This is a genomic window from Flavobacterium fluviale (genome assembly GCF_003312915.1).
GTDB lineage: Bacteria > Bacteroidota > Bacteroidia > Flavobacteriales > Flavobacteriaceae > Flavobacterium > Flavobacterium fluviale.
Window position 1 is genome coordinate 820,203 of sequence record NZ_CP030261.1, and the last position, 22,153, is coordinate 842,355.

At 33.6% G+C, this 22,153-nt stretch carries 19 protein-coding genes; 7 read left to right on the forward strand and 12 right to left on the reverse strand.

Annotated elements, in window-relative coordinates; genetic code table 11:
* Positions 1 to 241: 241 nt before the first annotated feature.
* The 3 genes from glmS to HYN86_RS03760 are packed head-to-tail and all read right to left on the reverse strand — an operon-like array spanning position 242 to position 4,570.
* Positions 242 to 2,092, reverse strand: a complete 1,851-nt coding sequence (gene glmS, locus HYN86_RS03750) for a glutamine--fructose-6-phosphate transaminase (isomerizing) (RefSeq protein ID WP_113676835.1) — start codon at positions 2,090 to 2,092, stop codon at positions 242 to 244.
* A 9-nt stretch (positions 2,093 to 2,101) separates the two neighbouring features.
* Positions 2,102 to 3,742 carry a DUF4270 domain-containing protein gene (locus HYN86_RS03755; protein ID WP_113676836.1) on the reverse strand — a complete coding sequence of 547 codons (1,641 nt, stop codon included), beginning with the start codon at positions 3,740 to 3,742 and terminating at the stop codon, positions 2,102 to 2,104.
* Between the two features lie 21 nt (positions 3,743 to 3,763).
* The gene (locus HYN86_RS03760; protein ID WP_109191016.1) at positions 3,764 to 4,570 is read right to left on the reverse strand and encodes a glycogen/starch synthase; all 807 of its coding nucleotides are present in this window, start codon (positions 4,568 to 4,570) and stop codon (positions 3,764 to 3,766) included.
* Positions 4,571 to 4,647: 77 nt separating this feature from the next.
* Between HYN86_RS03760 and panC the strand changes: the two genes are divergently transcribed.
* The 5 genes from panC (at position 4,648) to HYN86_RS03785 (ending at position 10,595) form a co-directional block, all read left to right on the forward strand.
* Positions 4,648 to 5,526: a pantoate--beta-alanine ligase gene (gene panC / locus HYN86_RS03765; RefSeq protein WP_113676837.1), complete on the forward strand. Its 879-nt coding sequence runs from the start codon at positions 4,648 to 4,650 to the stop codon at positions 5,524 to 5,526.
* Between the two features lie 14 nt (positions 5,527 to 5,540).
* Positions 5,541 to 5,891: an aspartate 1-decarboxylase gene (gene panD / locus HYN86_RS03770; RefSeq protein WP_008465481.1), complete on the forward strand. Its 351-nt coding sequence runs from the start codon at positions 5,541 to 5,543 to the stop codon at positions 5,889 to 5,891.
* A gap of 202 nt (positions 5,892 to 6,093) precedes the next feature.
* Positions 6,094 to 7,245 carry an alpha/beta hydrolase gene (locus HYN86_RS03775; RefSeq protein WP_113676838.1) on the forward strand — a complete coding sequence of 384 codons (1,152 nt, stop codon included), beginning with the start codon at positions 6,094 to 6,096 and terminating at the stop codon, positions 7,243 to 7,245.
* 3 nt (positions 7,246 to 7,248) lie between these two features.
* On the forward strand, positions 7,249 to 8,610 hold the full coding sequence (radA, locus tag HYN86_RS03780) for a DNA repair protein RadA (protein WP_113676839.1): 1,362 nt from the start codon (positions 7,249 to 7,251) through the stop codon (positions 8,608 to 8,610).
* 20 nt (positions 8,611 to 8,630) lie between these two features.
* Positions 8,631 to 10,595 (forward strand): transglycosylase domain-containing protein, encoded by a 1,965-nt coding sequence (locus tag HYN86_RS03785; RefSeq protein ID WP_113679843.1) that lies wholly within the window; start codon positions 8,631 to 8,633, stop codon positions 10,593 to 10,595.
* A 191-nt stretch (positions 10,596 to 10,786) separates the two neighbouring features.
* Here HYN86_RS03785 and HYN86_RS03790 read toward each other — a convergent pair whose 3' ends face one another.
* The 4 genes from HYN86_RS03790 to HYN86_RS03805 all read right to left on the reverse strand — a co-directional run bounded on the left by HYN86_RS03790 (position 10,787) and on the right by HYN86_RS03805 (position 14,604).
* Complete coding sequence (locus HYN86_RS03790; protein ID WP_113676840.1) at positions 10,787 to 11,824, reverse strand: aldo/keto reductase; 1,038 nt, start codon at positions 11,822 to 11,824, stop codon at positions 10,787 to 10,789.
* 521 nt (positions 11,825 to 12,345) lie between these two features.
* Complete coding sequence (locus HYN86_RS03795) at positions 12,346 to 12,597, reverse strand: hypothetical protein (RefSeq protein ID WP_113676841.1); 252 nt, start codon at positions 12,595 to 12,597, stop codon at positions 12,346 to 12,348.
* 196 nt (positions 12,598 to 12,793) lie between these two features.
* Positions 12,794 to 13,738, reverse strand: a complete 945-nt coding sequence (locus tag HYN86_RS03800) for an OmpA family protein (RefSeq protein WP_113676842.1) — start codon at positions 13,736 to 13,738, stop codon at positions 12,794 to 12,796.
* A 104-nt stretch (positions 13,739 to 13,842) separates the two neighbouring features.
* Positions 13,843 to 14,604 carry an exodeoxyribonuclease III gene (locus HYN86_RS03805; protein WP_113676843.1) on the reverse strand — a complete coding sequence of 254 codons (762 nt, stop codon included), beginning with the start codon at positions 14,602 to 14,604 and terminating at the stop codon, positions 13,843 to 13,845.
* Positions 14,605 to 14,723: 119 nt separating this feature from the next.
* Between HYN86_RS03805 and HYN86_RS03810 the strand changes: the two genes are divergently transcribed.
* Positions 14,724 to 16,526: a GNAT family N-acyltransferase gene (locus HYN86_RS03810; protein WP_113676844.1), complete on the forward strand. Its 1,803-nt coding sequence runs from the start codon at positions 14,724 to 14,726 to the stop codon at positions 16,524 to 16,526.
* 66 nt (positions 16,527 to 16,592) lie between these two features.
* Here HYN86_RS03810 and HYN86_RS03815 read toward each other — a convergent pair whose 3' ends face one another.
* From HYN86_RS03815 to HYN86_RS03830, 4 genes are all read right to left on the reverse strand, one after another.
* Complete coding sequence (locus tag HYN86_RS03815; RefSeq protein ID WP_113676845.1) at positions 16,593 to 17,690, reverse strand: suppressor of fused domain protein; 1,098 nt, start codon at positions 17,688 to 17,690, stop codon at positions 16,593 to 16,595.
* A gap of 184 nt (positions 17,691 to 17,874) precedes the next feature.
* On the reverse strand, positions 17,875 to 18,255 hold the full coding sequence (locus HYN86_RS03820; RefSeq protein WP_113676846.1) for a DUF805 domain-containing protein: 381 nt from the start codon (positions 18,253 to 18,255) through the stop codon (positions 17,875 to 17,877).
* A gap of 199 nt (positions 18,256 to 18,454) precedes the next feature.
* Positions 18,455 to 18,730 carry a TM2 domain-containing protein gene (locus HYN86_RS03825; protein WP_113676847.1) on the reverse strand — a complete coding sequence of 92 codons (276 nt, stop codon included), beginning with the start codon at positions 18,728 to 18,730 and terminating at the stop codon, positions 18,455 to 18,457.
* 161 nt (positions 18,731 to 18,891) lie between these two features.
* On the reverse strand, positions 18,892 to 19,839 hold the full coding sequence (locus HYN86_RS03830) for a 2-hydroxyacid dehydrogenase (RefSeq protein ID WP_113676848.1): 948 nt from the start codon (positions 19,837 to 19,839) through the stop codon (positions 18,892 to 18,894).
* A gap of 207 nt (positions 19,840 to 20,046) precedes the next feature.
* On the opposite strand from HYN86_RS03830, the gene nhaA reads away from it, so the two are divergent.
* Positions 20,047 to 21,183 (forward strand): Na+/H+ antiporter NhaA, encoded by a 1,137-nt coding sequence (nhaA, locus tag HYN86_RS03835; RefSeq protein WP_113676849.1) that lies wholly within the window; start codon positions 20,047 to 20,049, stop codon positions 21,181 to 21,183.
* A gap of 185 nt (positions 21,184 to 21,368) precedes the next feature.
* Here the strand turns inward: nhaA and proC are convergent, their stop codons facing one another.
* Positions 21,369 to 22,145, reverse strand: coding sequence for a pyrroline-5-carboxylate reductase (gene proC, locus HYN86_RS03840; protein WP_113676850.1), 777 nt, complete (start codon positions 22,143 to 22,145; stop codon positions 21,369 to 21,371).
* Between the last annotated feature and the right edge of the window lie 8 nt (positions 22,146 to 22,153).

The following is a 22,153-nucleotide window of genomic DNA, read 5'->3' on the forward strand; positions in this document are numbered from 1 at the left end:
CGTTAAATAAAATTAATATTTATCACCCATTTGTATAATATTTTAACTATTTGCTAATTCAATTTATTAAAATAAAAACAAAAAAACTTAAAGAAAAACCAATTTACTATGCATACATATAATTTTTTGATAAAAGATTGAAAAATTCACAAAAATGCATACTCCGAAAAAAAAATTTGACAATAAAAAAAAGCGAGACCTAAATCTCGCTTTTTTAACATATTTATATTTTAAAATAAATCTATTCTACTGTAACTGATTTTGCTAAGTTACGTGGCTGGTCAACATTACAACCTCTCATCACTGCAATGTAGTAAGAAAGCAATTGCAACGGAATTGTAGTAACCAGTGGAGACAATGCATCTGAAGTTTCTGGAATTTCTATTACATAATCTGCTAATTCACGAACTTGAGTATCACCTTTTGTAACAACCGCAATGATTTTACCGCTTCTTGATTTAATTTCCTGAATATTACTTACGATCTTGTCATAATGCCCTTGTTTAGGCGCAATAACAATAACTGGCATAAATTCATCAATTAAAGCAATTGGACCGTGCTTCATTTCAGCCGCTGGATAACCTTCAGCATGGATATAAGAAATTTCTTTTAATTTTAGAGCACCCTCTAAAGCAACTGGAAAATTATATCCTCTACCTAAATAAAGACAGTTTGGCGAATCTTTAAAAGCAGCAGCAATTTCTTTTGCTTTATCATTAGTTTCTAATGCTTCAGCTACTTTTTCAGGAATAATTTCTAATTCTTGAAGATAAGTACGGAAATCTGTATTTGACAAAGTTCCTTTTGCTTTTCCTAATCTTAAAGCGATCATCGTTAGAACCGTAATCTGCGTAGTAAATGCTTTTGTAGAAGCTACTCCAATTTCTGGTCCTGCGTGCGTATAAGCACCTGCATGACTTTCTCTAGAAATAGAAGAACCAACAACGTTACAAACACCAAATACAAAAGCTCCATTTTCTTTAGCCAATTTGATAGCTGCCATAGTATCTGCAGTCTCACCAGATTGCGAGATAGCAATAACAACATCATCTTTATTGATAATTGGGTTTCTGTATCTGAACTCAGAAGCATATTCAACTTCAACAGGAATACGTGTGAACTCTTCAAAGATGTATTCTGCCACTAAACCTGCATGCCAAGAAGTACCGCAGGCAACAATCAAAATACGCTTTGCATTTAAGAATTTTTCAATATTATCTTCTACTCCAGCCATTTGAACAATACCCTCATTAGCATGAAGTCTTCCTCTGTAAGTATCTTTTATAACACTTGGCTGTTCGTAGATTTCTTTTAACATGAAGTGATCATAACCTCCTTTTTCGATCTGCTCCAAATTCATTTGAAGTTCTTGAATGTAAGGATCTACTAATGAGTCATCTTTAATTTTTCTAATTTTGATTGGCTTATGTAATCTGATATTAGCCATTTCTCCATCCTCTAAATATACTGCATTAGAAGTATATTCAATGAATGGTGATGCATCAGAAGCAATAAAGTACTCACCTTCACCAACTCCAATTGCCAACGGACTTCCTAATCTAGCCGCAACAAGTTCGTTTGGATTTTTTTTATCAAAAACAGCAATTGCATATGCCCCAACTACTTGGTTTAATGCAATTTGAACAGCTTTACCTAATTTAATATTTTCTTTTTTCTGAACTTCTTCTATTAAATTAACTAAAACTTCAGTATCTGTATCAGATTTAAAAGTATAACCTCTTTTTATAAGCTCTTCTTTTAATGGAGCATAATTCTCGATAATTCCATTATGGATAATGGCAAGATCTCCAGAATTTGAAAGATGTGGATGTGAGTTTACATCGTTAGGAACTCCGTGAGTTGCCCAACGCGTATGTCCAATTCCAATATTTCCGTTTACTGTAAAACCTTCATTAGCTTTAGTTTCAAGGTCTGACACTTTACCTTTTGTTTTACACACTTTTATGCCTGACTCATCGTCATATAACATAACACCGGCACTATCATACCCTCTGTATTCAAGTCGCTTCAGCCCCTTGATTACAATAGGATACGCGTCTCTATGACCGATATATCCAACAATTCCACACATATATATTTATTAATTTGGTTTCGTGTAGTATACCTGAAGTTTCAATCTTTTATTGTAATCTGCATCACCCTCAGGGATATTAGTACCATATAAGATTGTACCTAAAGGACTCATAACCGATGTTCTCGGCGCTTGTGATATAGTTTCGTTCTTTTGTTTCAAGACATTTGATGCAACTACACCTGGACTTAGAGAAACAACTAATCCTAAATCAACATTTTTTATTGTAGCATCTTTTATAAGATTACGAATATGACTCGTGATTCTTAATTTATAGCTTTTCCCCTTTTTATTTGAATCAAGATTAATCAAACCTCCGAAAGGTGCAGTAGGATCAGCAGAATAGTCTGCTAAAACTGTATTATTAGTTAAATCATATAAATAAACTCTCTGCGGTGCTTTTGTATTACCCATTTGATCAGCATCAATATAAAAAACAAGATTAGCTTCGTTTACCTTCCAGTTTTTAACCGTAACGTTATTTCTAATCTCATCTAATTGATCCGGAACCCCATTAGCACCATCCTTTACAGTACCATCTGCATTATAACTAAGAACATCTGTCTGATCAAAAAGTTTTAAAACAGCTAAAGATCCTTGACCTCCTTTTAAATAAAGTTTCTGATCGCCTTCTGTTTTATTTACATTTGTTGTCACCGCAGCTTCATAAGCTGGCGCCTTAACATCTTGAAGAAAACTAGCTGTACTTGCCAAACCTCCGGTTACACTGCTCTTAAAATTCAATAGAATTTGCTTATCTTCAGTTGTATCACCATCGGTTGTCGCAGCTGTTTTTGCTTTATATTTAATCGTAATTACCCCTTTAGTAAAATCCAGCAAAGCCATATTACTATTAGCTCCCGATTTTTCTACCATAAAATACAAACCTCTAAAGTATTCTTGAAAAAGGTCTTCACTAGATAATTTAGACGCTGGTGCATTTAAAATTTTCTCTTGAAAAAATTCTTTTTTAAGATTTAGAACCATCTGAGGTGCACTTCTAGTAATTGTTTCTTTATTATCTGTACCAACTGTTTTAGTAACAATTTCTGCAGGATCAAAAAAGAATTCAACATTTTCTTGAACTGGACCATTATTCAGCAAAGTCTTGTTTGCAACATTAAAAAAGTCTGTATTTTGATCTGTATAATAAAATTGAGGTAATTGAGACCCACCGCCAAAATAACTATTTCTCATTTGGTAACCAGATTCATATACACTCAACTTCAATTTAAAATCTTTTCCTTGACCTCCATAAATAGAATCTAACACATATGTATTTGCGCCATCTGTACCTGTAGCGGTTACATGATTAAAATAAGGAATGGTAAGTACCGCACTTTCAATTACAGGAGATTCTCCAATTGTAGGCGCATAAGATGGAAGAGCCAATTGTGTAACAAAATTTGCTGTTGTAGTACCGAACAAAGGATTATCAAAAATACCCAGAGCATTTACAGCCATATTATTGGACTGAATAGGAGTTATTTCTTGATTAAATGCTAAAACATTATATTCTTCTGGTTCAAGACCAAAATGATCTTCCCCAATTAAACCATCACCAATTGCATTAAAATCTTTATCGCAAGAATATAAAAAAACAACAATTAAAGCTAAAAGAATTTTCTTAATAAAAGAAGTATTATACATGTTTTATAATAAAGTTAAAATTTAAAGTCCAAACGTTCTGTAGAAATTTGTATAAGCGTCAGCAAATGCATCTTTCGTGGCGAAAGGTAAAAAAGGTTTTCCTGAAGATTCTATAAATTTTGTTAAACTTGGAGAAACATTTTCAGATGCTATGATCACTCCATCAGAATGTAATATGCTAGCTTTTAAAACATTCTCGTAATTTGGAACTTCTAAATCTGATACAGCATCATGAGGAACACCATCAAATTTAACTTTATTTATCATCTCCAAATCTAAATTTTCATCAAAAGACTGTCCGTAAACAGATGTAATGATTTTAGTTTCAGAAAATAATGCTTCATGTTTATAATAATGCTTCATGTAAATTGGAAGCATTGCTGCAAGCCAGCCGTGAACGTGAATAATATCTGGAACCCAGTTTAATTTTTTCACTGTCTCTACAACACCTTTAGCAAAAAAGATTGCTCTCTCATCATTATCAGGGTATAAAACTCCCTCCTCATCTGCGAAGGTTGCTTTACGTTTAAAATATTCATCGTTATCAATAAAGTAAACCTGAATTCTTTCTTTCGGAATCGATGCTACTTTAATAATCAATGGCATATCTAAATCATTCACTACCAAATTCATCCCAGAAAGTCTAATTACTTCATGCAGTTGATGTCTTCTCTCGTTGATATTCCCGTATCTTGGCATGAAAATTCTTATCTGACCGCCTTGATCGTTAATCATTTTTGGAACGTCATAAGACATTAAAGAAACCTCATTTTCAGCCAAATAAGGCACGACTTCAGATGATACATATAATATCCTCTTATCTTTCATAATAGTATTTTACTTAATTTTGGTAATAAAAACGTCGCAAAATTACAAAAATTTATGCAGTTTATAACTAATATATTATGTTTGCACTAAATTTTAATAATACTTCAATGCATATTTTCTACAGTAAAGCCGCTTTGATAGCCTATCTTAAAACTATCAAAACAGCAAATTCAACCATCGGATTTGTACCAACAATGGGCGCTTTACACCAAGGGCATTTGGCTTTAATGCAGCGTTCACTAAAGGAAAACGACGATACAGTAGTGAGCATTTTTGTCAATCCAACTCAATTCAACAATCCTGAAGATTTAGCAAAATACCCAAGAACTCTCGAAGAAGATATTAAGAAAATGCGTACATTAAGTGATAAAATCATTTTATACGCACCTTCTGTTGAAGATATTTATGAAGGAAACACCATTTCGCAGACTTTTGATTTTGACGGATTGGAAAATCAAATGGAAGGAAAATTCAGACCAGGTCATTTTAATGGAGTTGGAACAATTGTAAAAAGACTTTTCGAAATTGTAACGCCGACAAATGCTTACTTTGGAGAAAAAGATTTTCAGCAGCTTCAAATCGTCAAAAAAATGGTTGAAAAAACCAACTTACCTGTAAATATTGTTGGCTGTCCAATTTTTAGAGAAGAAAATCAGCTTGCAATGAGTTCTCGAAATGAGCGATTGACTCCGCAGGAAAGAAAAGATGCTTCCATTATTTACAAAACATTGACCGAAGCAAAAGACATTTTTCAAACTCATACTGCAGAAGAAACTATTGAATTTGTAGAAAATTCTTTCAAAGACAATAAAGAGTTTCAACTGGAATATTTTGTCATTGCTGACGAATCTACACTTTTACCTATCGATCAGAAAGAGAATGACAAAAAATATCGTGCATTTATAGCGGTATTTGTTAATTCTATAAGACTGATTGACACCATTTCATTAAATTAATCTAACTTTGCAGCATGCAAATTCAAGTTATAAAATCAAAAATTCATCGCGTTAAAGTAACGGGTGCCGATTTAAATTATATTGGCAGCATTACTATTGATGAAACTCTACTAGAAGCTTCAAACATTATTGAAGGCGAAAAAGTATCTATTGTAAATATTAATAACGGTGAACGTTTTGAAACTTACGCTATTAAAGGAGAAAAAAATTCAGGTGAAATTACTTTGAATGGTCCTGCAGCAAGAAAAGTTCAAAAAGACGACATCATTATTATCATTTCTTATGCAACCTTAGATTTTGAAGAAGCGAAGACCTTCAAACCATGGATTATTTTCCCTAATGAAAATGATAATTCATTAACTTAATATTTTCTTTTTCTAAGAATTTCCCTTCTTTGTCAAAATTCAGATTTTGTACAAAAAAACACTTATTTTGCCTTGATCAAAAATGATTTTGGCATTAAACTGCTGTGCTTCAATTTTAAATCTACTTAACAAAGAAGCAAATAAAATAGTATATTGCCACACTATTTTTAATACTTTTTAATTCACTGAAATGCCACAAATCATGAAAAAAGTTTACCTACTGACACTTTTGATTTCATTTTCAACGTTTGCCCAAAAAACGTTCGACAACATTAAATCAGAAAAACTGGGAGAAGAACGTAGAATTACAATTGGACTTCCTGCTTCTTACGAAGCCAACAAAACCAAAAAATATCCTGTTCTTTATTTATTAGATGGAGATTATTTATTTGATCCTTTTTCTGGAGCTGTAAGTTACGGTTCTTATTGGGATGATATTCCAGAAATGATTATTATTGGAATTCACCAAAACAAAGACGGAGAACGTTTTGACGACACAACAATCGATCAAAACAACGGACTTCCCTTTGAAAAAGGAGCACAATTTTTCGAATTTATCGGAGCAGAACTGATTCCGTATATCGAAAAAAAATACCGTACTTCTCCATTTAGAATGATTGCCGGACATGATTTAACAGCCAGTTTTGCTAATTTTTATTTGTATAAAGAAAATCCGCTTTTTAATGCCTATATCTGTCTTAGTCCAGAATTGGCGCCAAAAATGGAAGTCCGTATACCAGAGAAATTTGCCAAAATAAAACAGCCTATATTTTATTACCTATCGGCAGCAGAGGGCGATATTAAAAAGATAAAAGAACCGATAGAAAAATTAGACAGCAATATTAAAATCGCCAATAATCCGTTAGTAAATTATAAATACGACGTTTTTAAAGGCACCACGCATTATACAGAAGTACTGCATTCGATTCCGAGTGCACTTTATCAGATTTTTGAGGTCTACAGACCAATTAATTCTGAGGAATATAAAAATAAAATTGCCGTTCTTGAATCGGGTTATGCCGAATATCTGGAACAAAAATACAACACCATGTCTGAGGTTATGGGAGTTCAGATTCCAGTAAGAATGAGCGATTTCAAAGTAATTGAAAATATTATTTTGAAAAAGAACGCATACAGTGAATTAGGAAAAATGGCTGAAATAGGAAATGTACATTATCCAAAAGCCATGTTAGGAGAATATGAATTAGGATTAATGTATGAAAAACAAGGCGATCCAAAACATGCATCAAAAAAATACCAAAATGCTTCGCAAATGGAGCCAATTGGTGATTTGAACAAAGATTTGATGTATGAGAAAATCGACGAAATGAATACGCTCGCGAAAAAAAAGTAAATAATGTCAAAAGTTAAAACTTCTTTTTTTTGTCAAAACTGCGGAACGCAATATTCCAAATGGCAGGGACAATGTAATGCCTGCAAAGAATGGAATACGATTGCCGAAGAAATTATTCAAAAACAGGAAAAAGTAGCCTGGAAAAGTGAACCAACTCCAGCTGGTAAAGCACCAAGACCTTTAAAAATAAACGAAATTGATTCTGCACAGGAAGTCCGAATGGACACAACCGACAGCGAATTAAATCGTGTTTTAGGCGGCGGACTTGTTCCGGGCTCATTAACTCTTTTGGGCGGAGAACCCGGCATTGGAAAAAGTACACTTTTGCTTCAGGTTTCACTAAAATTACCTTATAAAACTTTATACGTTTCTGGAGAAGAAAGTCAGAAACAAATAAAAATGCGTGCCGAAAGAATAACGCCAAATAGCGATAACTGCTATATTTTAACGGAAACCAAGACGCAGAATATCTTCAAACAAATTGAAACTATTCAACCCGAAGTTGTCATAATTGACTCGATTCAGACTTTACACACGGATTATATTGAATCGACTGCTGGAAGCATTTCTCAGATTCGAGAAACTACTGCTGAGCTAATCAAATTTGCTAAAGAAAGTAATATTCCCGTAATTTTAATTGGACATATTACGAAAGACGGAAATATTGCCGGCCCGAAAATCTTAGAACATATGGTTGATACCGTTTTGCAATTTGAAGGCGATCGAAATCATGTGTACCGAATTTTACGATCGTTAAAAAACCGTTTCGGATCTACTGCTGAGCTGGGAATTTACGAAATGCTTGGAAGCGGACTTAGGGAAGTAAGCAATCCTTCTGAAATTTTAATTTCGCACAAGGACGAAGAATTATCGGGAACTGCAATTGCCACAACTCTGGAAGGCATGCGCCCTTTAATGATCGAAATACAATCTTTGGTAAGTACGGCAGTTTATGGAACACCGCAGCGAAGCACAACAGGTTACAACGCCAAAAGGCTAAATATGATTTTGGCTGTTTTAGAAAAAAGAGCTGGATTCCGTTTAGGCGCAAAAGACGTTTTCTTAAATGTTACAGGCGGAATTTCTGTTGATGATCCCGCAATTGATTTGGCAGTTGTCGCAGCCATTTTATCTTCCAACGAAGATATTCCGGTTGGCAAAGGTTTTTGTTTTGCAGGCGAAGTTGGGCTTTCGGGCGAAATTCGTCCTGTAAACCGTGTAGACCAGCGCATTCAGGAAGCCGAAAAACTAGGATTTGATACTATTTTTGTTTCTAAATACAATAAAATTGCTTTAAAAAACACTGGAATTAAAATCGAACTGGTTGCTAAAATTGAAGATGTTGCAAGCATTCTTTTTGGTTGATTTCTGATAAAAATACCACTATGAATTTTCCAAAACAAAAAATATACAAGGCATTAAAAGTACTAGCCGTAGTAGTGATTTTGCTTTGCATCGGCTTGTATTATTTCCGAAATTCACTTTTAAAGCAGGCAATTGCAAAAGTTACCCATAAAATGGCTGTTGAATATAACAGTAATTTTTCTGTAAAATCGGCTTCGTTTGACGGGTTGTCTACCATAAAACTGACCGATGTGGTTTTGGCACCTATAAATGCCGACACTTTATGCAAAATTAAAAATGTTGAAACTAGCATTAGCTTAACCAGTTTATTAATTGGAGATGTTCAAATTGGGACTTTAAAAGTTGATAATGGTTATATTCAATTGGTAAAAAAGGGTAAAAAGCGAAATTTTGATGCTTTTTTAAAAAGAGACCGTGAAGAAACAGAATCAAACGAAAAGCGCAAATATGGTTCTTTTGCTTACAGAATTATTACCAAACTCTTGAATTTGGTTCCGACCGACATGGACTTGAAAAATTTCAATTTTAAAATCGATGACAACGGAAAACAAACTTCTATTGCGGTAAACAAATTAATCTTAAGCAATAAACAATTAGAAACCAATCTTCATGTTCAGGCGAAAGATTTTGATCAGCGCTGGAATATTAAAGGTTTTGCTGATCCGAGAAACAAAAAAGCTGATATTCGTTTCTTCAATTTAGATACTGGTGCAATTCGTGTTCCGTACTTAGATCAACGTTATAACTTAAAAGCAAGTTTTGATTCTATCCGTCTGAATGTCCAAAACATTGACAAAAACGGCAGTGAACTGCATATTGACGGCTACACTTCTATTGCCAATCTTAAAATCAATCATCCGAAAATTGCCAGTAAAGATGTGGTTATAAAAAATGCCCGTTTTGATTATCGCTTTTTATTGGGAGACAGTTTTATTTCTATTGACAGCTCTTCGACCATGCAGTTGAATAAAATAAAAGTACGTCCGTACATTTCTTATGATACCGAAAAAGATACGGTTTACACTTTAAAAGTTGATATTCCGAAAATGAAAGCGCAGGATTTTATCGTTTCGCTTCCCGATGGATTATTTACGCATTTTCAAGGCATGCAGGCGACTGGAAATTTCGATTATAAATTGGATTTTAAATTCAATCAAAACAAACCCAATACACTTGTTTTTGATAGTAAACTAAACAAAGAAGATTTAAGAATTACCAAATATGGCGAAGCCGATTTAAATAAATTAAACGGTGAATTTGTGTACCGTGCGATTATTCAGAATGTATTGCAGCGACCAATTTTGGTTGGAAATGCAAATCCGAATTACACACCTTTAGATCAGATTTCACCTTATTTAAGAAAGTCCGTTTTAACAACAGAAGATCCGTCGTTCTTCTCACATCGCGGTTTTATCAATGAAGCCTTCAAACAATCGATTCTAAAAAACATCAGAACCAAAAAATTCTCGCGTGGTGCCAGCACAATCAGCATGCAGTTGATAAAGAATGTGTTTTTGACTCGTGAGAAAACGCTTTCGCGAAAGCTTGAAGAAATCCTTTTAGTTTACATTTTAGAAAACAACCGAATTGTAAGCAAAGAAAGAATGCTGGAAGTTTATTTCAACATTATCGAATGGGGACCAAACGTATATGGAATTGGCGAAGCCAGTCATTTTTATTTCCAAAAAAGTCCTGCCGATTTAAATGTTGATGAATGTTTATATTTGGCAACAATTATTCCAAAGCCAAGAAAATTCATGTATCAATTTAACGATCAAGGCAATTTGAAAGATTACGCCATTAAAAACCAAAAATTCTTAAAGAATCTAATGTTCCGCCGCGGTCTATTAGTTCCAGAAGATACATTGGGACAATTACCAGTTTATATTTCTGGAAATGCACGATCTTTATTACGAATAAAAATTCCAGATTCTACAGCAATCAAAACAGATTCTTTGGCTGTTGATGATGAATTTGATTTATAATTGTTTTCTGCCACGAAGGCACTAAGACACAAAGTCTAAAAAATAAAATAACCATATAAGTAATGTAAGATCAGTTAAGAAAAGACTTAAATCTCTTATATTACTTATATGGTTAAAAAAAATACTTTGCCTCTCTACGGCTTTGCGAGATTAAAGAACCTTCGTGTCTTTGCGCCTTCGTGGCAAAAAAACTAAGGCGCAGGATCTGGAATTATAGCCTGAACCGCATCAATTTCTGCTAAGATTTGTTTAGAAAGAACCACATCAATTGTGTCGATGTTTTCTTTTAATTGTTCCATAGTTGTTGCTCCGATAATAGCGCTTGTCAAAAACGGCTGTTGCAATACAAAGCCCATTGCCAATTGCGTTAACGTTAAACCGTGTTTTTTAGCGATTTCCTGATACAATTTCGTTGCTTCGGTACATTGATCACTATTGTAGCGTTTATATTGTGGAAAAAGATTAATTCTCGCTTTCGGATGACTTTCTCCAGTTAAGAATTTACCAGTCAAAACTCCAAAGGCTAATGGAGAATATCCTAATAAACCAACATTTTCATATTTCGAAACTTCTGCAGAATTCACTTCAAATAAACGGTTCAATAATGAATACGGATTTTGAACGGTTTTAATTCTTGGCAGATTTTGATATTTGCTTTCTTCTAAAAGACGCATCATTCCCCAAGAATTTTCATTTGAAACTCCTATATGTTTGATTTTACCTTCTTTAATTAATCCGTCGAAAGTTTCTAAGATTTCTCTAAAATTATCCTCCCAAACATCATCATGTCCGTGGAAAGCGCGTTGTCCAAAATTATTGGTTTTTCTTTCCGGCCAGTGCATTTGGTACAAATCGATATAATCGGTTTGAAGTCTTTTTAAACTATTTTCAACCGCATATTTAATACTCGCTGGAGAAAAGTCCAATTTCTCACGCATATATCCAAAATTCGCATTTGGACCTGCGATTTTTGAAGCCAAAATCACTTTGTCTCTATTTCCTGATTTTTTAAACCAAGTTCCTATAATTTTTTCTGTACTTCCGTAAGTTGCTTCGCTTGCAGGAACAGAATACATTTCGGCTGTGTCAAAGAAATTAACGCCTCTTTCAAGAGCATAATCCATTTGTTCGTGTCCTTCAGCTTCTGTATTCTGCTGCCCAAAAGTCATTGTTCCAAGGCAGATTTTACTAACTTTTATGTCGGTGTTGGGTAATGTTGTGTATTTCATTCTTTTCTAAGGTTCAAAGTTGCAAAGAGGCAAAGGTACAAAGGGATTTTTCAAATTGAAATTTGTTAAAGGTTAAAAAAACCACAAGATTTTCTCTTTAGTAACTTCTCCTGTAAGGTTTCCAAAACCTTGTAGGTATGAACAATTTTCGTTTCAACATTAAAACCTAGAACATTTTAGAATCTTGCAGGAAACAAAAAAGCTCAAAGTAAAAACCTTTGAGCTTTCGTTATTTTAAACTTTTCATAGGGTTTTGAAAAGAATTAAAAACCCTGATTACAAATATTGAATTTTCCCGAATTTGATAAAGAATTTTAAAGTTTCTTATAACAATTCTACGACAATCTAATCTGTATTCATCTAATTGAAACTGCTCTGCAAAAACAATTTCATCGGTACAGTTGAATAATTCATTTCTGATTTTAATTGCTGTTTCTTTCGATATTTTATTTTTTAATGAAATATAAATTTCTTTTAGATCTTACTTTGCATTTGAAGTCCAAAAGATTTCAAATTTAGTATTACTCATTATCCCAATCTTGCATTTCTTTCGACAAATCTTCTTTTGAAATTATTCGATTGTATTTTATATCATCAAGTCCTTCTTCAACTCTATTATGATATTCTGATAATGACAGAGGATTTCCTTCTGAATCATACGAAACTATTTCATTCAAATAATTATCAAAAACTGAAGAAACAATTCTCAACACTCTTTCATCTGCTAAATCCAGTTGATTTATTATTTTTTCTTTTAATTCTGGAAGTCCCATCGTTTAAATTTTAGAAATTCAAAGTTACGAAAATAATAAAACAGAAACTCCAATTTGAAAAATCAAGATACCAAAACTAAAACTTCAAATCTAATAACAAACCTACAAGGTTTTAAAAACCTTGCAGGAAACAAAAAAAAGGCTCAAAGTAAAAAACTTTGAGCCTTTGTAACTTAGAACCTCAGTCCCTCAGACCTTAGTTAATACTATTAAGCATTTCAGCGATTTCATCTAATCTTGGTGTCAAGATGATCTCGATTCTACGGTTTTTAGCTTTTCCTTCTGGAGTGGCGTTGCTTGCCAAAGGAGAAAATTCGCTTCTTCCCGCTGCTGTTAGTTTTTGTTTATTGATTTTTGTGTTTTCGCTTAAAATATTCACAATTGCAGTTGCTCTTTTAGTCGATAAATCCCAGTTGTTTGCAATTGGTCCAGAACCAGCGTAGGGATCATCGTCTGTATGACCTTCAATAAGAACAGAAAGATCTGGATTATCGCCCAAAACTTTTCCAAGTTCTACAACAGCTCTTCTACCTTCTGATCCAACAGCCCAGCTTCCTGAGTTGAAAAGCAGTTTATTTTCCATAGAAACATAAACTTTTCCGTTTTTTTGTTCAACCGTTAAACCTTTACCTTCAAATCCGTTTAGGGCTTTCGATAAAGTTTCTTTTAATTTTCGCATTGCTTCTTCTTTAGCAGCAATCATATCTTCAAGTTCTTTTAAACGATTAGCAGTTTTGTCTAAACGAGCTTGTTCATCTGCAAGAGCTTTACCTTTTGCTTCTAACTGCGCCAGTAATTCACGGTTTTTAGCCATGTTTTTTTCCAATGCATCATTGCTGTTTTTTTCTAACGCATTGTATGAATCCTGCAATACTTTATATTTTTTCTGCTCAGCGACAAGGTCGGCTTTTTGTTTTGCCAAGTCGTCTTTTGTGGTGGCAAGATCTTTAGTCAATTTATCGCGATCCAGCTCTAACTGATTTTTTGTTTTCTTCAAATTCTCATTTTCATCCGCAATAGAACGGTTTTCTTTTTTTAAATCTGAATACTTTGTTTCAAGATCATTGTAAATTTTCTTCGAAACGCATGACGTTGTGGACAAGGCTAATACTAGCAATCCGATGGAGGCTTTTTTAATCATCTTACTTAATTGGTTTTATTTTTGGGCGTTTAATACTTTTTGAATGTAAAAATTCAATATCAATTTTAAAACAATTGTTCTTTCCTCAAGAACAATACCAAACTTTAATCAATTTCGACTAAAACCGGACAATGATCAGAATGCACTGCATCTGGAAGTATAACGGCTCTTTTTAATCGGTTTTCTAAAGATTCGCTTACCAGATTATAATCGATACGCCAGCCTTTATTATTTCCTCTAGCCCCAGCGCGGTAACTCCACCACGAATAATGATGCGGATCTTTATTGAAATGACGGAAACTATCGATAAAACCAGATTTCATAAAACCGTCTAACCAAGCGCGCTCTGCAGGAAGGAATCCAGAAACTGTTTTATTACGAACTGGATCGTGAATATCAATTGCTTCATGACAGATATTATAGTCGCCGCAAATAATCAGGTTTGGAATCGTCAATTTTAATTCATTTACATACGTCTGAAAATCATCCATAAACATAAATTTATGATCCAGTCTTTCGATATTTGTTCCTGACGGAAGATATAAACTCATTACAGAAACATCGTCAAAATCAGCACGAAGGTTTCTTCCTTCAAAATCCATATGATGAATTCCCGTTCCGAAAACAATATTATTCGGTTTTGTTTTAGACAAAATAGCTACTCCGCTGTACCCTTTTTTAGTAGCAGGATAGTAATATTGAAACGGATAACCGGCAGCAGTAATATCATCAACTGGAATTTGATCCTGCGTAGCTTTTATTTCCTGAAGACAGATTACATCAGGATTTGCTTGTTGCAGCCACTCAATAAAACCCTTGTTTATCGCAGCACGAATTCCGTTTACATTATAAGAAATAATTTTCATCAGTGTTTTTTTTAAGGATTTCAAATGTAATAAAAAAGTGCAAAGTTTATCTCGGAAACAATGAAAAGTAGACTTTTTTGTTATCTTTGTTCGCTGTTCTAATAAATTAAAAATAGTACATGGGTTTAGTTACCGCGAAAGAAGTTGCAAAGGCAATAAATGTTGAAAAGTACGGAGTTTTCGGTACCTTTTCTGGCTGGATTCTTATGAAGGTTCTTAAGATCTCTACCCTTAATAAAATTTATGACCGTAATAAACATTTGGAAGACCTTGCGTTTTTAAATGGAATTTTGGACGAAATGGAAATTAAGTTCGAAATCCCGGAAGAAGATTTAAAACGTCTGCCAAAAGATGGTGCTTACATTACTATTTCAAACCATCCGCTTGGTGGGATTGATGGAATTTTATTATTGAAATTGATGCTTGAAAGAGAGCCAAATTTCAAAATCATTGCCAATTTCTTGTTACACAGAATTGTTCCGATGAAAAAATACATTATGCCGGTTAATCCTTTTGAAAACCACAAGGATGCTAAATCTAGTGTAATTGGTATTAAAGAAACTTTACGCCATTTAAGTGACGGAAAACCTTTAGGGATTTTTCCTGCCGGAGAAGTTTCTACTTATAAAGATGGAAAATTAGTTGTGGATAAACCTTGGGAAGAAGGCGCTCTGAAATTAATCAGAAAAGCCAAAGTTCCTGTGGTGCCAATTTATTTTCATGCCAAAAACAGTAAATTATTTTACTGGCTTTCTAAAATTGATGATACTTTGCGTACTGCAAAATTACCGTCTGAACTGCTAACGCAAAAAGATCGTGTGATTAAGGTTCGTATTGGTAAACCGATTTCTGTAAACGAACAAAACGAGATTGAGTCGTTTGAAGAATATTCAGAATTTTTAAGAAAGAAAACTTACATGCTGGCTAATCCTTTTGAAAAGGACCATAAATTACTGGATACAGCAAGTTTGAAAATTCCGAAAGCCCCTAAAAAAATCGTTACACCTGTCGACGAATCAAAAATGATCGACGAAGTGAATGCGTTGAGAAACAGCGATTGCCGATTATTACAAAGCAAAAACTACGAAGTGTTTTTTGCAAGAGCAAAAGCAGTTCCGAATATTCTGCATGAAATTGGCCGTTTACGCGAAATTACTTTCCGTGAAGTCGGTGAAGGAACAAATGAATCTATCGATTTAGATAAATTTGATCAATATTACCACCATATGTTTTTATGGGATGATGAAACCAAAAAAATTGCTGGTGCCTATAGAATGGGACTTGGTTCTGAAATTTATCCAAAATTTGGAATTGAAGGTTTCTACCTGAACGATCTTTTTAGATTTGAACCAGAATTGCACGATATGATGCACAAATCGATCGAGATGGGTCGTGCATTTATCGTAAAAGAATACCAGCAGAAACCAATGCCGTTATTCTTATTATGGAAAGGTATTATTCACACAACTTTACGTTATCCTGAACATAAATATTTATTGGGCGGTGTAAGTATCAGCAATCAATTCTCAGATTTCTCTAAATCGCTGATGATTGAGTTTATGAAATCGAACTACTACGATCCATATATTGCGCAGTATATTCACCCGAAAAAAGCGTATAAGGTTAAATTGAAAGATGCAGATAAAGATTTCATTTTCGATGAAGCAGAATCTGATTTAAATAAATTCGACAAAATAATAGACGAACTGGAACCAGGAAATTTACGTTTGCCGGTTTTAATTAAAAAATACATCAAGCAAAATGCAAGAGTAGTAGCTTTTAACGTTGATCCGCTTTTTAACAACGCTATTGACGGTTTAATGTACATCAGAATCGCCGATATTCCAGAAAGCACTATGAAACCTGTTATTGAAGAGTTTCAAATTGAATTAGAGCGTAAATTATCTGAGAAGGAAGATTAAAGAAAAAAATATTATAAAAAAAGAAAACTCATAAGTCTATGAGTTTTCTTTTTTTTATAATATTCCTTAAACAACTTCATTTCGCTCTAAATTGAATATTTCCTCTCCTATACTTTCAAGTCTACTTAGAACAGCTTGTGAGCCAGATTCTTTCATTACCTCCAATTCTCTTTCCGAAATTGGCACAATCCATAAAAAAGAGATATTTGATTTGGCATAACTAGCTAAGTTCATTTGAGGCAAAACTTTTAATTTATTAGTAAGTACTGCATACTTATATTTTTCACTAATACGCGTTTGAAATTCTACGGTATGTCCTTCTGCCAAAAATGTAATATATTCCCACGGAATCATTGTAATTCCGCTTACAAGACCCGCAATGTCATTTACCTGCTCATTTGTCAATCCTGTCTTTAGAATAATCCCAAGTTCAATTCTATTCAATTCACTAGGATTTTCACAATACATTTCTACTTTTGGTTGTGGTCGTAATGATACTGCTACGGTTGCAAAGACAGTTTTTTCATTTCCTTCAAGCACATACAAACCTTTTGGTGGTCCTTCTGATCCATCAATTGCGAAATATTTTTCACTTTTACCGAATATTTCATCGTAGTAATTTAAGATTTTAGGCTGTACTAATTGAAACGGATTAGGTTCTTTATCCCATGCGTCAAAAAATTCAATTGCATTTTCAACACGTTTGCGCATTTCATTGTCTTCTGAAAGTTCCCATGCAAAATCTGCCATTCCTTTACAATCACGAGCATATCCATAAAATCCATTATCACCTCCCCAGCTAGGAATTACGCATAAAATTTCTCCGTTTTCCAATAATGCTGCACCATCTCCTTCTTCCAACCAAACAATCTCCAAATTATCAGACTTAAATGCCTCTTGACCTTTCGGAAATTTGCAAAACTCTTTGGTTAACATAGGAGGAACACCTTTTTCCATCAGTTTTGTTTCTATTTTTTCTGGTGCTTCAGTTAAATTCCGAATCCAGCAGCTTTTCATACCAAAATCTTCGTTATCACCGAACAAATAAAAATAAGCCGTTCTATTGTCTTGTTCTACAATAGCTGTTATTGGACAACTTGGACTTCTAAGTTCAATAAGAACTTGGGGCTTTTCAATCTTATTGTTTCTACTAAATATTCCCATATTTACATTAAAATTTAATTACAATGAAGTAACGTTTTTTATTTATTAAAATAAAATTTTATTCCTTTGTCTTAAGTTAAAATCATTTATTCGGGAGAAAAATTCAAAAAAAAATCCCATTTTCATTTAATACATGAAATGGGACTTTTTTTAATTACAATTTTTATTTAAAATAAAATTAGAATTACTCTTTTCCAATTTCATTGATCTCTTCTAATGGATTTTTTGGATCTACTCCGTATTGATTAGAACCTGCTATTCCTTCCTGACAAGCTAAATAAAGATTATAGAATGGAATAAGCACAAACCATCCGCTTTTATCAACATCGTGCATCCTTCTAACAGCGGCAGCAAGTCCTGGCAATAAAACTACCAAACCATATATTGTTCTCAATATACCTGATTCTCCTGCACCAAAGGTTAAACCACAAACACGATCTACAATAGCCAAAACAATTGTAATAATGGCATTAACTAAAATAAACATCCAATATTCTCTTCTTCTTGCTCTTCCATTAAAGTTTGCGTAGTTCTCTAAAACTACTTTTTTGTACATTTCTAACATAATAAAATCTTTATAAATTCCCTACTCTTATGGATTTTCAGTTACTCCATTACGATCTCTAACAAAGTGCAAGATTACTTACTTAGAAAATTGCAAGTAGCTCCTAAAAGTTCAAATTATATCAGAAAAAGACATTTTTAAGCACAAAAAAAAATCCCATTCATTTCTGAATGGGATTTCTAGATATAATATGCTTTGCTTAAAACCAGCCTTTGTAACCTACTTGATAAGTCTGATAAAACTCTTCGTCTGATTTAGTCAAATAGATAATTCCTTCGATAATTCCAATTATACCTCCCAGACCAAACAAAAGTCCCAAAATAAGCTGAATTACTCCTTCTTTGGTATAACCAAGATAGAATTTATGAATTCCCAAGTAACCTAATAGAATTGCCAGAATTGCTGAAATTACTTTTTTATTTTCTCTTCGATAATGTATTGGATTATTCCAATCTTCTCTTTTTGTATTTTCCATTTTATTCACTTATAGTTAATAATATACACTCAAATTCTTCTAGGTTTAAACCATTAAAAATGTTTTAATTACCAAAACAATATTAGTAAAAAATTAACATATAAAGCTAATTTAACGTAAGGATTTACAAAAAATATCCTACCAAAACAAAACCAGAGCCATTAACTGTTATAGACAGCTTTAATTTTATCTACAATAACCTGAGCTAAACGTTCATGGCTTTCAAAAGTCCACCCTGCGATATGAGGAGTCAACAAAACATTTTTCGATTCGAGAAGGTACTGAAATGCTTCGGGAGTATTTTTATCCTGAAAAAGTGTTTCGAAAGAAAGTTTCTCATACTCCAAAACATCTAATCCTGCTCCTAATATCTTTTTTGTCTTCATAGCTTCAACCAAATCGGCTGTAACTATGTTTTTGCCTCGAGAAGTATTTATGATCCAAAATGGCTTTTTAAATGCTTTTATAAAATTTGCATTGACCATTTTATTCGTTTCTGGTGTCCATGGAAGATGAAGACTTAAAACATCTGCTTTTTCTTGTAACTCGGCTAATGAAACTTGTTTGGCATTTTCGTCTCCGACATTATCTAAAATGTCATAACATAAAACCTCTGTATCAAAACCTCGCAGTTTTTTGGCAAAAGCTTTTCCCATATTTCCATAACCAATAATACCGACAGTTTTTAAATCTAGTTCATGACCACGATTACTTTCTCGGTTCCATAAACCAGCTTTAACTTCAGCGTCGGCTTGGTTTAGATTGTTGAATAAAGATAAAATCACACCCAGCGAATGTTCTGCAACAGCGTTGCGATTACCTTCTGGGGCCGCAATGAGATGAATGCCTTTCGCAGAAGCATACTCACAATCAATACTTTCCAAGCCAGCGCCGACTCTTGCAATAAATTGTAACTTTGTTGCACTGTCCAAAAATGTCTTATCAATCTTAAAACGACTGCGAATTACGATTCCATTATAGTCTTTTATTTTTGCTTCTATTTCTTCTTTTGAAGATTTAAAATCAGCGTGATTTTCAAAACCTGCTTCTTCTAACTGATTCCAAAGTATTGGATTATTGCTGTCGATATGAAGAATTTTTATGCTCATTTTTTTTCAAATTTATACTAAACAAAAATACGGTTAATTTAATCTCGCAAAGGCGCAAAGGCTAAAGTTTTTTCATTCATATTGTTTCAAAAAAAACTTGGATCTTTGTGACTTCGCGGCTAAACTTTTTTTATTGGTCAGATTTTTTTTAACTTTGAAAATACAAGGATTACTTAAATCCATCTCTAAATCTTCAGAATCTCCGAAATGAAATTAACCAAAACCTTTAACGCTTTTTTTGAAAATGAAAAATCAGGAGGAATTATCCTGCTCCTAGTTACGATTTTATCTCTTTATCTGGCAAATTCTTCTTTTCAAATACCTTATACAGCATTTTGGGAAAAAGAAATTGTCGGACATTCAGTAACAGATTGGATTAACGACGGCTTAATGACTATTTTCTTTCTGCTCATCGGATTGGAATTGGAGCGAGAAATTTATCATGGTGAATTGTCTAATTTCAAAAATGCTTCGTTACCCATAATGGCTGCTTTTGGCGGAATGCTTGTTCCTGCCGCAATTTTTCTGGTTTTAAACTACGGAACTACAACCCAAAATGGAGCTGGAATTCCGATGGCCACAGACATTGCATTTGCAATCGGAATTTTATCTCTATTAGGAAATAAAGTTCCTGCATCATTAAAAGTATTTCTAACAGCGCTCGCGGTTATTGATGACTTAGGTGCAATAATTGTGATTGCAATTTTTTACACTACTTCTATTTCATTTCTAAATCTCGGAATTGCACTAGGAATCTGGATTCTTTTGTTTGTTTTAAACCGAATGAAAATTCACAATTTGATTCCGTATATCATCGGCGGTATTGTAATGTGGTATTTTATGCTTAATTCTGGAGTTCACGCTACGATAACGGGTGTAATTTTAGCTTTTGTAATTCCTTTTGGCGATGGCGGAGAAAAAACGTCTTCCTACAAACTGCAGCATTTTTTACATAAGCCTGTGGCATTTTTTATACTTCCTTTATTTGCTGTTGCCAATACTGCTCTCACAATTACCGAAAATTGGCATGAAGGCTTAAGCCACAGCAATTCGTACGGAATTATTCTTGGACTTGTAATTGGTAAACCGCTGGGTATTTTGCTATTTTCTTCTGTTGGTGTAACAGCTGGTTTGTGCATGTTACCCAAAAACTTAAAATGGGCTCATATTTTAGGTGCCGGAATGCTCGGCGGAATTGGTTTCACAATGTCTATTTTTATAACTGTTTTAGCATTTAAAAATCCAGAAATTATTGTTTTTTCTAAAATAGCGATTCTTATTGCTTCATTTTTAGCTGGTCTTATGGGATTTGTCTATTTGAAATACACTCTTAATAAAAAATGAAATTCCAATTTTTTTAAATTCCAAATTCCAATTTAATAACTTTGCGGAGCTACTTGTGGAGATTTCTCTCCCGAAGCCTCGGGATCGAAATGACAAAACTAACTTCTTTAATCTCAATAAAAAATCCCAAACCCCAATCATAAAATTGGAATTTGGAATTTTAAAATATTGGAATTTCTTTTAAATTATCCCTTGATTTGCTTCAAAGAAGTTTTAATTCCTTTAATCAAAGAAGAACTGAAACCATTATGTTCCATTTCATTTAAACCGACAATTGTACAGCCTTGAGGCGTAGTTACACGGTCAATTAATTGTTCTGGGTGTACTTTCTCTTCTAAAAGCATTTTTGCCGCACCTTTTACGGTTTGAGCGGCAATTGCAAGAGCTGTATTAGAATCAAATCCTATCTCGATTCCCGCCTGCATAGAAGCACGAATATAACGTAATGCATACGCAGTACCACACGCGCCTAAAACAGTCGCTGCATCCATTAATTTTTCGTCGATAACAGGAGCTGTTCCTAAATCTTGGAATAAGTCAACAATTGGCGAAGCATTTGCTGCATATTTTTCTGGGAAAGAAATACAAGTTGCCGATTCTCCAAACTGCGCTGCAATATTTGGCATAATTCGAACAACAGGATATTCGTTATTTGTTTTGGACTGTAAAACATCAAGCGACAGTCCGCTGACTGCCGAAGCAATTGTTTTATTTTGAATAACTGGCAGAATTTCAGCCAAAACAGTATCAACTTGATACGGTTTTATGGTTAAAATCACTACATCAGCTTCTTGAATATTGTGTTTGTTATCGTTAGAAACTGCAATTCCATATTCAGATAAATATTGAATACTTGCTGTGTTTCTTCTTGTAACGGTAACTTGGTTGTTTTTTGAAAATTTAGCGATTCCCAAGGCAATAGAAACCCCAAGGTTTCCTCCTCCAATAATATGTACTTTCATTCTTCTTG